Source organism: Neptunomonas japonica JAMM 1380 (assembly GCF_016592555.1).
Classification (GTDB): Bacteria; Pseudomonadota; Gammaproteobacteria; order Pseudomonadales; family Balneatricaceae; genus Neptunomonas; species Neptunomonas japonica_A.
Genome location: NZ_AP014546.1, coordinates 3,352,855 through 3,365,597, shown reverse-complemented (window position 1 = coordinate 3,365,597; position 12,743 = coordinate 3,352,855). Strand labels below are relative to the sequence as shown.

General features: G+C 45.4%; 12 protein-coding genes. 11 read left to right on the top strand and 1 reads right to left on the bottom strand.

Going from position 1 to position 12,743, the window contains the following annotated elements; all coding sequences use genetic code 11:
• Positions 1 to 29: 29 nt before the first annotated feature.
• Positions 30 to 1,175: a tRNA epoxyqueuosine(34) reductase QueG gene (queG, locus tag NEJAP_RS15845; RefSeq protein WP_329610912.1), complete on the bottom strand. Its 1,146-nt coding sequence runs from the start codon at positions 1,173 to 1,175 to the stop codon at positions 30 to 32.
• A 75-nt stretch (positions 1,176 to 1,250) separates the two neighbouring features.
• Between queG and NEJAP_RS15840 the strand changes: the two genes are divergently transcribed.
• The 11 genes from NEJAP_RS15840 to NEJAP_RS15790 all read left to right on the top strand — a co-directional run bounded on the left by NEJAP_RS15840 (position 1,251) and on the right by NEJAP_RS15790 (position 12,743).
• Positions 1,251 to 2,756, top strand: a complete 1,506-nt coding sequence (locus NEJAP_RS15840) for an NAD(P)H-hydrate dehydratase (protein ID WP_201348133.1) — start codon at positions 1,251 to 1,253, stop codon at positions 2,754 to 2,756.
• 5 nt (positions 2,757 to 2,761) lie between these two features.
• A complete protein-coding gene (tsaE, locus tag NEJAP_RS15835) occupies positions 2,762 to 3,244 on the top strand; it encodes a tRNA (adenosine(37)-N6)-threonylcarbamoyltransferase complex ATPase subunit type 1 TsaE (protein ID WP_201348132.1) in 483 nt (160 codons plus the stop codon).
• Positions 3,245 to 3,285: 41 nt separating this feature from the next.
• Positions 3,286 to 4,629, top strand: a complete 1,344-nt coding sequence (locus tag NEJAP_RS15830; protein WP_201350675.1) for an N-acetylmuramoyl-L-alanine amidase — start codon at positions 3,286 to 3,288, stop codon at positions 4,627 to 4,629.
• A 38-nt stretch (positions 4,630 to 4,667) separates the two neighbouring features.
• Complete coding sequence (gene mutL / locus NEJAP_RS15825) at positions 4,668 to 6,497, top strand: DNA mismatch repair endonuclease MutL (protein WP_201348131.1); 1,830 nt, start codon at positions 4,668 to 4,670, stop codon at positions 6,495 to 6,497.
• On the top strand, positions 6,497 to 7,438 hold the full coding sequence (gene miaA / locus NEJAP_RS15820) for a tRNA (adenosine(37)-N6)-dimethylallyltransferase MiaA (protein WP_201348130.1): 942 nt from the start codon (positions 6,497 to 6,499) through the stop codon (positions 7,436 to 7,438). The genes mutL and miaA overlap by 1 nt, the downstream gene beginning before the upstream one ends.
• A 106-nt stretch (positions 7,439 to 7,544) precedes the next feature.
• Positions 7,545 to 7,784 (top strand): RNA chaperone Hfq, encoded by a 240-nt coding sequence (hfq, locus tag NEJAP_RS15815; protein ID WP_028469893.1) that lies wholly within the window; start codon positions 7,545 to 7,547, stop codon positions 7,782 to 7,784.
• Between the two features lie 12 nt (positions 7,785 to 7,796).
• Complete coding sequence (hflX, locus tag NEJAP_RS15810) at positions 7,797 to 9,095, top strand: ribosome rescue GTPase HflX (RefSeq protein ID WP_201348129.1); 1,299 nt, start codon at positions 7,797 to 7,799, stop codon at positions 9,093 to 9,095.
• A 50-nt stretch (positions 9,096 to 9,145) separates the two neighbouring features.
• On the top strand, positions 9,146 to 10,351 hold the full coding sequence (gene hflK / locus NEJAP_RS15805) for an FtsH protease activity modulator HflK (protein ID WP_201348128.1): 1,206 nt from the start codon (positions 9,146 to 9,148) through the stop codon (positions 10,349 to 10,351).
• Positions 10,348 to 11,226, top strand: a complete 879-nt coding sequence (gene hflC, locus NEJAP_RS15800; protein WP_201348127.1) for a protease modulator HflC — start codon at positions 10,348 to 10,350, stop codon at positions 11,224 to 11,226. Before hflK ends, hflC begins: the two co-directional genes overlap by 4 nt.
• A gap of 114 nt (positions 11,227 to 11,340) precedes the next feature.
• Positions 11,341 to 11,538 (top strand): DUF2065 domain-containing protein, encoded by a 198-nt coding sequence (locus NEJAP_RS15795; protein ID WP_201348126.1) that lies wholly within the window; start codon positions 11,341 to 11,343, stop codon positions 11,536 to 11,538.
• Between the two features lie 20 nt (positions 11,539 to 11,558).
• Positions 11,559 to 12,743, top strand: a complete 1,185-nt coding sequence (locus tag NEJAP_RS15790; protein WP_201348125.1) for an ATP phosphoribosyltransferase regulatory subunit — start codon at positions 11,559 to 11,561, stop codon at positions 12,741 to 12,743.

Sequence of the window (12,743 nt, the reverse complement as noted above, 5' to 3'; positions counted from 1 at the left end):
AAGGCTTTGACTGGCCGGGCTAATTCAAGTCACTTTAGCTGAATAGGCGATAGCAGTGTTTCGCCGTCGGATAAGCGTTTGATAGCCCAATCAATGTGTTCTGTTACCATCTCTGAACAGTGCGGGCGTTTGGCTTCTAAGGCGTCGATTACTTCTTTTCCGCCACCACTATTACCCAACGCAACGGCGATGTTACGTAGCCAGCCATCATACCCTGTGCGGCGAATAGCGGAGCCTTCAGTGCGTTTCAAAAATGCTGCTTCATTCCAGTTGAATAGATCAATCAAAGAGACATCATCCAGCTGGTGACGCGGATGAAAGTCTGTTTCTTCCGTCTGTTTAGCAAAGCGGTTCCATGGGCATACCAATTGGCAATCATCACAGCCAAAAATTCGGTTACCCATTAGGGGTCTTAGCTCTTCTGGAATGGCGCCTTTTTTCTCGATCGTTAGATAAGAGATGCAACGTGTAGCGTCTAATTCATAGGGCCCGGTAAAAGCCTTAGTTGGGCAGATATCGAGGCAGGCTGTGCAGGAGCCGCAGTGTTGCTTTTCTACAGGAGGATCTGTCGGCAGTGGTAAATCGATAAATAGTTCACCCAGGAAAAACCATGAGCCTGCATGTCGGTTCAGAATGAGAGTATGTTTTCCTGTCCAGCCAATGCCTGCTTGTTGTGCAATGGGGCGTTCCATCACAGGGGCGCTATCGACAAAGGCGCGATAGCCCATATTGCCGGCGGCTTCTGCAATGCGTTTTCCTAGCTGTGTTAGACGTTTACGCATCATCTTGTGATAATCCCGGCCTAGCGTATAGCGTGCTATATAGGCTTTTTCTGGGGAATTAAGCACCTTTAAAGAAGAAAAAGCAGGCGGTGTATAGTCCATTCTTACGCTGATAATGCGGCAGCTTCCTGGGACGAGTAAGTAAGGGGCACGGCGTTTGTCAGTATTTGTAGCAAGGTAGCTCATTTCTCCGTGATAGTGTTTTTCTAGCCATTGGTGTAATTGATTGGCGTCTTCTTCAAGATCTGGATCCACAATGCCACATTCTTGAAAGCCCGCTTCAGCCGCCCAAAGATGGACTTGTTTTGCTAATGCCGTTAATTTTTTATCAGACAGCTCTGGAGCAGTTGGCTGTGCGGGTTGAATAGGTGTGGATGAAACAGAATCAGTCACGATCAATACTTGCCTGTTTAGCTATCGCTTCAACTATAATGAATAAAGTCACCCAGTGTTTGGAAGCGTAAGGTTATGAAAGAGCTACCTGGTACATTATACACAGCTGAGCAAACTCGTTTACTGGATAAAACCGCTATTGAAGAAGCCGGCATACCTGGCTTTACATTAATGAAGCGGGCTGGGCGCGCTGTTTTTTTAGAAATTCAAAAGCGTTGGCCAGATATGAAAAGCCTTACGGTGCTATGTGGGGGTGGAAATAATGGCGGTGATGGTTTTATTGTTGCGGCATTGGCACGGCAAAAAGGCTTTTCAGTACAAGCGCTTTACGTTGGCAATGATGATTTTGCTAGCGAGCTTAGAGGAGAAGCTAGAGAAGCGTGGTTATGGGCAAGCAGTGAAGGTGTTAAGTTCGATGCTGTTCAGGTTGACCAAGCATTTGTAGGTGAGGTAATTGTTGATGCATTATTGGGTACTGGCTTAACGGGTAATGTTAGAGGGAAGTTTCAATTAGCAATCAATAAGTTGAATCGAGGGATGTGCCCGGTGATCTCTGTTGATATTCCTTCAGGGCTATGCGCGGATACTGGTCGAGTTTTAGGTTGTGCGGTTAAAGCTGATGTTACTGTTACTTTTATCGGCCTAAAACTCGGGCTTTTCATGCACCAAGCCGTGGAGCATGTAGGTGAGCTGTTATTTGACGGTTTGCATATACCTGAATCAGTGTATGAGCAGGTTTCTGTCAGCGCTTTTCGCTTAGGATCTGATGATGTGGCTGAGTGTTTGCCGGTGCGTTCAAGAGCGGCTCATAAGGGGGCTTTTGGTCATGTACTCGTTATTGGAGGTGATCAAGGTATGGGAGGCGCTGCTATTATGGCTGCTGAAGCGGCGCTGTATAGTGGCGCGGGAAAAGTTACTTTAGCAACAAGAACTGAGCATATAACAGCGGCACTATGCCGGTGTCCAGAGGTCATGGTGCGTGCTGTCGAGTCTGGACTAGAGCTATTGCCTTTACTTGAACAGGCTGATGTCATCGTATTCGGCCCCGGGCTAGGGCAGCAGGCATGGGCCGATCAGATGCTTCAGGCAGTATGGAAAAGCAATCTACCTGCGGTTATTGATGCTGATGGTTTAAATAGTTTATTGAAGAAAGGTAAATTTAATCAGTTATCACGTAAAAATTGGATCTTAACGCCTCATCCGGGAGAGGCTGCTCGTTTGTTGAGGAACGAGATCGATGTATTGCAAAAAGACCGCATTGCTAGTGTGATGGAGCTGCAACGCACAGCGGGTGGTACCGTTGTACTTAAAGGGGCGGGGTCACTGATTACCGATGGTGATGTAGTGCATTTGTGCAGTGCCGGAAATCCAGGCATGGCATCGGGGGGGATGGGAGATGTTTTGTCAGGCATTATTGGTGGCTTATTAGCGCAAAAGCTTAGTCCAGTTGATGCGGCTAGAATTGGCGTATATGCTCACTCGGCGGCCGCAGATTTGTGTGTGCGGCAAAGTGGGGAACGAGGCTTGAAAGCGACAGACCTTTTCCCTTATGTTAGATTGATTTTAAACAGAAAAGTGTAAGCTAAATGCAACAAGAATTTTTTGCAAAAGATGAAGCAGCGATGGAACAGTTTGGTGCTGAGCTATTACGTGCAATGCAGCATCAGGGTGTGGTTAACCTAGTTGGCGATTTGGGCATGGGGAAAACAACACTAAGTCGTGGGGTTATTCGAGCCGCAGGCCATCAAGGAACGGTTAAAAGTCCGACTTATACGCTTGTGGAGCCTTATGAGCAGGGTAGCGGTACTATTTATCATTTTGACTTGTATCGTTTGATGGATCCTGAAGAGCTGGAATATATGGGTATTCGAGACTACTTTACTGATAGTTCGTTATGCTTGATTGAGTGGCCAGATAAAGGCGAAGGCTTATTACCTAAAGCCGATTTAGAGATATTATTGGATCTCTCAGGAGAGGGGCGTTCTATTCGCTGGAAAGCTAAAACTCAAAAAGGTAAGGCTGCGGCCGATAGCTTGTCTCAACAGCTTGATAACCAAGCATTAAACTAATCACTGAACTAATAACACAGAGCGTCGACTAACCTGACATGATGACTTGTTTGATTAAATACATAGTACGCACTTCAATACTGTTAAGTTGTGTACTGTCAGTAGGCTTTGTATATGCTGCAGACATCAAAAATGTTCGTATGTGGTTGGCACCCGATAATACTCGTCTTGTATTCGACCTAAGTGGTCCAGTGACACATAAGATCTTCACGTTGAATAAGCCAGACCGCTTGGTGTTAGATATTAACAACGCGGCTGTCAAAACCCGTCTTTCAAAGTTAAACCTCAAAGGAAGCCCTATCAAGCAAGTGCGTACCAGCACTAAGGGCAAGAATTTACGTGTGGTGTTGGATCTCAATAAAAGTATTCGCCCCAGAAGTTTTGACTTAAAACCCAATGATCAATATGGGCATCGTTTGGTGCTTGATCTTTTTAACACAGCAAAAGAGACAGTCGTTAAGAAGGCGACTCCTAGTGACGCAAAAGGTAAGTTGCGCGATATCGTTATTGCGATAGATGCAGGGCACGGTGGTGAAGATCCTGGAGCAATTGGTGCGGGTCGAGTACGTGAAAAAGATGTGGTTTTAGGTATATCAAAAGAAGTTAAGCGTCTGATTGATAAAGAAAAAGGATTTAAAGCAGAGCTTATTCGTTCCGGCGACTATTACATCAGCTTACGTGGGCGTACAAAAAAAGCACGTAATAAGAACGCTGACTTATTTGTTTCTATTCATGCTGATGCGTTTAAAGATTCTAGAGCGCGTGGTGCCTCAGTGTGGGTATTGTCCAGTAGAGGGGCGACCAGTGAAGTGGGGCGTTGGTTGGCACGAAAAGAGAACAGTGCTGATCTGATTGGCGGTGTTGGTAGTGTCAGCCTTGAAGATAAAGATGATGTGTTGGCGGGGGTTCTGTTAGATATGTCAATGACGGCTAGCCGTTCAGACAGCCTGCAAATCGCCAGCAAAATTCATGGGAATGTTGGTAAGTTCGCTAAAATGCATAAATCTCGAGTAGAAAGTGCAGGTTTTATGGTGTTGAAATCACCTGATATTCCGTCAATTTTGGTGGAGACAGGTTTTATTTCAAACCCGGGAGAAGCCCGTCTGCTTAAAACGGCAGCTTACCAGCGTAAAATGGCTAAGGCGATTTACGCAGGCATTAAATCCCACTTCTGGAATAAGCCTCCTGCCTATACTTACATTGCTTATAAAAAGAATGGTGGCTATAAGCAGTCTGGTCAGCGTCGTTATCAAGTGGTCAGCGGTGATACACTGTCAGTGATTGCATCGCGTCATGGTGTTAAGTTAAATGTTTTACGTAAAACAAATGACATCAAAGGCGATAAAATCCGTATTGGTCAGGTTTTACGTATTCCCACCAGTTAGTTTTTTTAGTTTTAATTCGAGTATTAATTAGAGTTTTCATGTCACAAATTCATTTATTGTCTCCTCGTCTGGCCAACCAAATAGCAGCAGGAGAGGTGGTCGAACGGCCTGCTTCTGTTGTAAAAGAATTACTAGAAAATAGTCTGGATGCTGGTGCTGCTCGTCTGGAAGTCGATGTTGAGCAAGCGGGAATCAAATTGATTCGTATCCGTGATGATGGAGATGGTATTGAAAAAGATGATCTGCCATTAGCATTGAGTCGCCATGCAACTTCCAAAATTTATGAACTTGAAGATTTGGAAGCAGTAGCCAGTTTAGGCTTTCGGGGAGAGGCGCTAGCCAGTATCAGTTCTGTGTCGCGCCTGACGTTAACATCACGGCGTATAGACAGTGAGCATGCTTGGCAGGTACAGACTGAAGGACGCGATATGTCGGCGCAGTTGTCCCCTGCAGCACACCCGCAGGGGACTACGGTGGAAATGCGTGACCTGTTCTTTAATACGCCGGCGCGCCGCAAATTTTTAAAAACTGAAAACACCGAATTTAAACACCTCGAGGAAGTGGTAAAGCGTTTAGCGTTGAGCCGTTTTGATGTGGCTTTTCAGCTAAAACACAATGGCCGTATCATCCATCAGTTAAAGCCTGCCAGCGTTAAAGCAGAACAAGAGCGTCGTGTTGCTGCGGTTTGTGGGCCCGCATTTATTGATCAGTCGCTACACGTTGATATGAACGCGGAAGCTTCTGGTTTGAGTCTTCGAGGCTGGATTGGGCTACCGACATTTTCTCGTAGTCAGGCTGATTTGCAGTACTTCTTTGTTAATGGACGAATGATTCGGGATAAGTTGGTTACGCATGCGGTTCGACAAGCCTATGCCGATGTATTATTTCATGGGCGCCACCCTGCTTATGTACTGTATTTGGAGCTAGACCCCGCCTTGGTTGATGTAAATGTGCATCCAACGAAGCACGAGGTGCGCTTTCGTGAAGGCCGGCTGGTTCATGATTTTATTTTTAGATCTATCCATCGAGTGATTGGCGAAATTCGCCCTGATGCTTCGAATGTGCCTGCTTTACAGGAATTAACCGCAGTAGAGGCAACCACTGAACAAAAGTTTGATCAGCAATATATGCCGCTGCATCAGCCGCGTGAGGTGTCCGGTGTTAATGAGCAGGTAGCCTCTTACGGGCAGTTGCATCAGAATCGTACTTTTTCACAACCTTCAGCGGGTGGTTTTTCTATGAGTCCGCCTGTGATGCCGTTTGAATCTGATGAAATGGCTGAAGTCCCGCCGCTGGGATATGCTGTAGCGCAACTGCATGGGATCTACGTATTGTCCCAGAATAAAGAAGGTTTGGTGCTGGTGGATATGCATGCCGCCCATGAGCGTATCGTCTATGAGCGCTTAAAGTTAGCTTGTGAAGCAGAGGGTGTTAGAAGTCAACCTCTACTAGTGCCTGTAAGTGTGGCGCTAAGCGTGCGCGAGGCAGATGCGGCAGAAGAGTTCGATGCGCTGTTTGAAAAGTTAGGGTTTGAATTAGCACGAATGGGCGAAGAGACGATAGTGATTCGCCAAGTACCCGTATCACTTGCCAAAGCTAATGTAGAGCAATTACTGCGAGATGTGTTGTCCGATATGCTGATGTTTGGTAGTAGTCGTCGTTTAGAAGAGCATATGAATGAGCTACTAGCCACGATGGCATGTCATGGTGCCGTTCGTGCTAACCGTCAGTTGACTCTTCCTGAAATGAATAGCTTACTGCGGGACATGGAGGCGACAGAGCGTAGTGGACAGTGCAATCATGGGCGTCCAACATGGACTCAGTTAAGTATGGCCGAACTGGATAAATTGTTTATGAGGGGGCAGTAATGGTTAAGACTAACTTACCCCCAGCAATTTTTTTGATGGGGCCGACCGCCGCAGGTAAAACTGATTTAGCAATGCGCCTTACTGAAGAGCTGCCTTGCGATATTATTAGTGTTGATTCTGCCTTGATTTATAAGGGTATGGATATCGGTACAGCCAAACCCGATGCGCAGATGTTGAAAAAATATCCGCATCGCTTAGTCGACATTATAGATCCTTCACAAAGTTACTCTGCTGCTGAGTTTAGAGCTGATGCGTTGCGTGAAATGGCTGAAATAACCGCAAAAGGTCGTATTCCGCTATTGGTAGGCGGTACTATGATGTATTACAACGCTCTGATAAAAGGGTTGGCGTCTTTACCTGAAGCTAATTCAGAGGTGCGTCAGCGCTTATTAGAAAAGGGTGAGCGTGAAGGCTGGCCTGCATTACATGCGCAGTTGTCTATTATTGATCCTGAATCCGCTAAGCGCTTAGCGCCTAACGACTCTCAGCGCTTGCAGCGAGCCTTAGAAGTCTATGAACTAACGGGTCGCACGTTAACGCAATTGTGGGCTGAACAGAAAAACCAGAGTTTCGGGTATGATGTTCTTAATTTAGCGGTAATGCCGGAAGAGCGTAAAACCTTACATGAACGTATTGCACTGCGTTATAAAATAATGCTGAAAGATGGTTTTGTTGATGAAGTTAAAGCGTTGCATCAGCGTGGTGATCTTCATACGCAAATGCCATCTGTACGCTGTGTTGGTTATCGCCAAGTATGGTCATACCTTGATGGTGAATGGGACCATGACACTATGGTCGAAAAAGGTATTATAGCGACACGCCAACTGGCTAAAAGGCAGATAACATGGCTCAGAAGCTGGGAAAACTTACACTGGTTGAAGAGCGAAGATAAAGATATTCTCAATCACAGCTTGAAATTGTTTGGTTCAGCCATTATATAATGCTGTAGTTATATGGTTTTGGTGCTGTGCACAAAAGGTTTTATTATCATTTTTAGATAAATGACCTAACATAATAAATGAAGTATTCATCAGGAAGGAGTTTCCAATGTCAAAAGGGCAGTCTCTACAAGACCCTTATCTGAACGTTCTACGCAAGGAACGTGTTCCCGTTTCAATTTTCTTGGTAAACGGTATTAAGCTGCAGGGGCAGATTGAATCTTTCGATCAATTTGTTATTTTGCTTAAAAATACGGTAAGCCAGATGGTGTATAAACACGCCATTTCTACGGTTGTCCCATCACGCCCGGTGAAATTGCCACAGCCTGATGAAGTACAACCCGACTGAGGTATAAACTGATTGTTTTTTGAGCGTCCTGAGTCAGGCGAAAAAGCCATACTCGTTCATATGGAGATGTCTGCTAAGGCTATCCAAGAATCCCCGCGCGAGCTCGAAGAGCTCGCACTGTCTGCCGGGGCTGATCCTGTTGAAATACTAACGGGCAGCCGTCAAAGGCCTACTGCAAAGTTCTTTATTGGTACTGGAAAACTTGAAGAGCTAAGACAGCTTACTCAGTTGCATGAAGCTGAATTGGTTATTTTTAATCATGCTCTGTCTCCTGCTCAAGAAAGAAATGTTGAGCGTGTGATCCAATGTCGTGTACTGGATCGTACAGGGCTTATATTAGATATTTTTGCGCAACGAGCTAGAACCCATGAAGGTAAGTTGCAAGTAGAGCTTGCACAATTGGAGCATATGTCTACTCGCTTGGTGCGAGGCTGGACTCACCTTGAGCGCCAAAAAGGTGGTATCGGTCTGCGTGGTCCGGGTGAAAGTCAGCTTGAGACAGACAGGCGGTTATTGAGAGCGCGTATTCAAACTATTCTTGCTCGTCTAGATAAAGTTCAGAAGCAGCGAGAGCAAGGGCGTCGCTCAAGGCAGCGCGCTGAAGTGCCAACTATTTCGCTAGTGGGATACACCAATGCGGGTAAGTCATCATTATTTAATAAAATGACAGACGCAGAAGTGTATGTGGCTGACCAGTTGTTCGCCACGCTTGATCCTACGTTGCGCAAAATAGAGTTGGATGATGTTGGCCCGGCAATTCTTGCTGATACGGTTGGGTTTATCCGTCACTTACCGCACAAATTGGTTGAGTCTTTTCGTGCAACACTTCAAGAAACAACAGATGCAACTTTGTTATTGCATCTGATTGATGCGTGTGATGATGAGCGGCAAGGTCATATTGATGAAGTGGAGCGTGTGCTAAAAGAGATCGGTGCTGATGATGTGCCATTGCTTCAGGTCTATAATAAAATTGACTTGATGCCTGGCCAGAAAGCGCGAATTGATCGAAATAGTGATGGTGAGCCGGTACGTGTTTGGCTTTCAGCAGTATCCGGCGATGGTATTGATTTATTATTGAATGCTGTCAATGAGCGGCTGTCTGATGATGTATTTCACGATACAATCAGCTTAAAGCCGAAAGATGGGCAATTACGTGCTCACCTTTATGCCCAAAGTGCCGTTTTGAATGAAGTTATTGACGAGCATGGCGATATGCAGCTGGAGGTTCGCTTGCAGCGCAAAGACTTATTGCAAATGCTAAGTCGATTGGGTATGGCAACTGAACAATATCGTATAGAAGAGGTCTACTAACATCTTCTGCACTGATTTTATTAAATATTAGATTTTTAACGGAGAACTATATGGCTTGGAACGAGCCTGGCGGCAATGGTAATGGCCAGGACCCTTGGGGTGGCGGTGATAAACGCAACGACAAGGGCAACCGTGGTAATGATCAAGGCCCACCAGATTTAGATGAGGCGCTACGTAAATTGCAAGACCGACTGAATGATCTTTTTGGTGGGTCTGGTAAGAAGAGTGGTGGTGGCGGTGGTGGTAGTTCTCCTGCAGGTGGTAGCAGTGCTTTTATCTGGGTCGTACTTGCTGTTGCGGTTCTTGCGTGGGGTGGTATGGGTTTCTATACCGTCGATCAGCAGGAGCGTGGTGTCGTACTTACCTTAGGTAAGTATAGCGAAACGGTAAATCCTGGTTTGCAGTGGAATCCGCCGCTTATTGATGAAGTGAGTATCGTTAATACAACGCGAGTTCGTAGTCATGATCATCAGGCATTGATGCTAACAGAAGATGAAAACATCGTAGATGTTGCCGTGACTGCTCAATATGTCGTTGCTGATCCTAAGGCTTATGAGCTAAGTGTACGTGATCCTGATGGCAGTCTTTCTAATGCGGCTGAATCTGCTTTACGTCATGTGGTTGGGTCATCTGAGATGCACTCAATCTTGACGGAAGGTCGTGAAACGTTGGCTATTCAGGTGCAAGAGCGTTTACAGCGCTATATGTCTGATTACAACACGGGTATCTCTATTACTCAGGTAAACATTAAAAATGCTCAGGCGCCTAGCCAAGTTCAAGATGCATTTGATGATGTAATCAAAGCACGTGAAGATGAGCAGCGAGTTAAAAACGAAGCGCAATCTTATGCTAACGGAGTGGTTCCTGAAGCGCGCGGTAAAGCACAACGTATGCTGGAAGAGGCAAGTGCTTATCGTGAGCAGGTCGTTTCAAAAGCAGAGGGTGAATCGAAACGTTTTACAGCTCTTTTGACTGAGTATGAAAAAGCGCCTGATGTTACGCGTGAGCGTCTCTATCTTGATACCATGCAAGAAGTCTTAGCTAAAAATGCTAAAGTGCTGATTGATGTAGAAGGCGGTAATAACATGATGTATCTGCCTGTGGATAAACTTATCCAGAACAACGGCAGTCGTCAGCCTGCAGTTACTTCAGGTAACTTACGTTTAGATGACCAGTCTTTAAGAAGTGTAACTAATCAGGTAGTTGATCAGATTAGACAAAGCCAAGCGACAACTCGTAGGGAGGGTAGACAATGAGTACGAAAGCACTATTTTCAATCATCCTAGCGGGCGTAATTATACTGGTAGCATCTAAGTCTGTTTATATTGTTAAAGAAACAGAGCGCGCTGTTAAGCTGCAGTTTGGTGAAATTGTGGAGCCGGATATTAAGCCGGGTCTGAGTTTCAAGATTCCGTTCGTTAACACTATTCGTAAATTCGATGGCCGTGTTTTAACACTGGATAGTCGCCCACAAGCGTTCTTAACTATCGAGAAAAAGCGTCTGATTGTTGATGCTTTTTTGAAGTGGAAAATTAACAGTGTTGAAACTTACTATACGGCAACGTCTGGTGATGAATTCAGGGCTGCTGATCTTCTTTCTGCTCGTGTAGAGAACGAACTGCGTAATCAGTTTGGTGCGCGTACTCTGAACGAAGTGGTATCAGGAGAGCGTGATGAAGTAATGACGGAAGTTATTCGACGCTTGAATGAAGTGGCTTCTAAAGAGTTGGGCGTAAGCATCATTGATGTACGTGTAAAGCGTGTGGAGCTTCCTCCCGAGGTTTCAAACTCTGTTTATGAGCGTATGCGTACCGAGCGTGAGCGTGAAGCACGCGAATTACGTTCGCGTGGTTTTGAGTTAGCGGAAGGTATTCGAGCTGATGCAGACCGCCAAAAAACAGTGTTGGTTGCTGAAGCTTATCGTGAATCAGAGGGTTTACGAGGTGAAGGTGATGCGTCGGCCGCTGCTATTTATGCTAATGCGTACAGTAAAGATTCGGAATTTTACTCTTTTACGCGTAGCTTAAAAGCTTATACAGAAGCCTTCTCAGGTAATGGTGACGTAATGTTGCTAAAGCCTGATAGTGAGTTCTTCAAATACTTGTCGAATTCAGCTGGTGCTGAAAAATAGTATAAAGTCGTAATAGAAAGTAGGAATCGACTGCACTTTGTGAGTGATTCCATGTTAAAATCGTCAAAACCGGGCCTAGTCCCGGTTTTTTATGTGAAGTGCGGCTGGTAGTGAATGTCATCAGAGTTTTGGTATGAAATAGCAATAGCTTTTTGTCTGGTGATGATTCTGGAGGGTGTTTTGCCTTTTCTTTATCCACATCGTTGGCGGAGAATGGTAGAGCAGCTGGCTAATATAGATGATCGCACGCTGCGAATTATTGGTTTACTTAGTATGCTTGCGGGCGTGCTGGGTCTTTATCTGATTCATTGATAATAGGTTTGGAGTGATACATGGCATTGGCTGATCGCTGGTTGCTTCCTGATGGCGTTAAAGAAATGCTGCCGCCAAATGCGCGTCAGGTTGAAGTTTTGCGCCGTAAGATGCTCGATCTTTATGATAGCTGGGGCTATGACTTAGTGATGCCGCCTTTGATGGAGCATTTTGACTCGCTTTTGACGGGTGTGGGTAAAGATCTTGAGCTAAATACCTTTAAGTTGGTTGATCAATTGACGGGCCAGACATTAGGTATTCGTGCAGATATTACGCCGCAGGTTGCAAGAATTGATGCCCATCGGATGCATGTCGAAGGTGCAAACCGACTTTGTTATTGTGGTTCTGTATTACATACGCACTCTGCCAATATGTTAGCGTCACGCAATCCTTTGCAAGTAGGTGCTGAACTTTATGGGCATGCAGGGATAGAAAGTGATATAGAAGTCATTTCTTTGATGCTTGAGACGCTATATGCCTCAGGATTGCAAGACGAATTAAGTTTGGATCTTGGGCATGTAGGGATCTTTCAGGGGGTAGTTGTTGAAGCTGATCTAGATGCCTCTGTCGTTACTCAGTATATGGAGCTGTTGCAGCGTAAGGCTTTGCCTGAACTGTCGGAGTTCTTGGGCTCGCTGGATATCGACGCAAGTTATATTACGATGTTAGCGGAGTTGCCTAAGTTGAATGGCGGTTTGGAAGTGCTAGCAAAAGCTAAAGATATATTTGCAGGTACGAATGCTTCGATTTTAGAGGCTATTGCATATTTAGAGCGCCTTTCTGGCATTATTCAGCAGCGTTACCCAGCAGTGGACTTGTATTTCGACCTGGGTGAGTTACGTGGATATAATTACCATACGGGCGTGGTTTTTTCTGCATTAACACCTGTTTTTGGCCAGGCGGTTGCAAAAGGTGGTCGTTATGATGCGATCGGTAAAGATTTTGGTCGAGCACGTCCTGCGACGGGTTTTAGTGCTGATCTGAAAACATTAGCAGACCTTGCTGCTGGTGTGGATGACAATATTGTAAAAGGCATTTTAGCACCAGAGGGTGGTGACACTCGTTTGATGCAAAAAATTGCTGATTTGCGATCTCAAGGAATTAGAGTAATGCAACAGTTGCCTGGAGATACGGCTACTGATGCAGCGGTTTTTAGCCAGAAATTGGTTAAGCAGGGTGAAGAGTGGGTCTTAGCGGCTCTGTAA

Bases quoted from the DNA above. Each gene is read 5' to 3' on its own strand.
- NEJAP_RS15840 (WP_201348133.1), top strand. From the start codon at position 1,251: ATGAAAGAGCTACCTGGTACATTATACACAGCTGAGCAAACTCGTTTA.
- tsaE (WP_201348132.1), top strand. From the start codon at position 2,762: ATGCAACAAGAATTTTTTGCAAAAGATGAAGCAGCGATGGAACAGTTT.
- NEJAP_RS15830 (WP_201350675.1), top strand. From the start codon at position 3,286: ATGACTTGTTTGATTAAATACATAGTACGCACTTCAATACTGTTAAGT.
- mutL (WP_201348131.1), top strand. From the start codon at position 4,668: ATGTCACAAATTCATTTATTGTCTCCTCGTCTGGCCAACCAAATAGCA.
- miaA (WP_201348130.1), top strand. From the start codon at position 6,497: ATGGTTAAGACTAACTTACCCCCAGCAATTTTTTTGATGGGGCCGACC.
- hfq (WP_028469893.1), top strand. From the start codon at position 7,545: ATGTCAAAAGGGCAGTCTCTACAAGACCCTTATCTGAACGTTCTACGC.
- hflK (WP_201348128.1), top strand. From the start codon at position 9,146: ATGGCTTGGAACGAGCCTGGCGGCAATGGTAATGGCCAGGACCCTTGG.
- hflC (WP_201348127.1), top strand. From the start codon at position 10,348: ATGAGTACGAAAGCACTATTTTCAATCATCCTAGCGGGCGTAATTATA.
- NEJAP_RS15795 (WP_201348126.1), top strand. From the start codon at position 11,341: ATGTCATCAGAGTTTTGGTATGAAATAGCAATAGCTTTTTGTCTGGTG.
- NEJAP_RS15790 (WP_201348125.1), top strand. From the start codon at position 11,559: ATGGCATTGGCTGATCGCTGGTTGCTTCCTGATGGCGTTAAAGAAATG.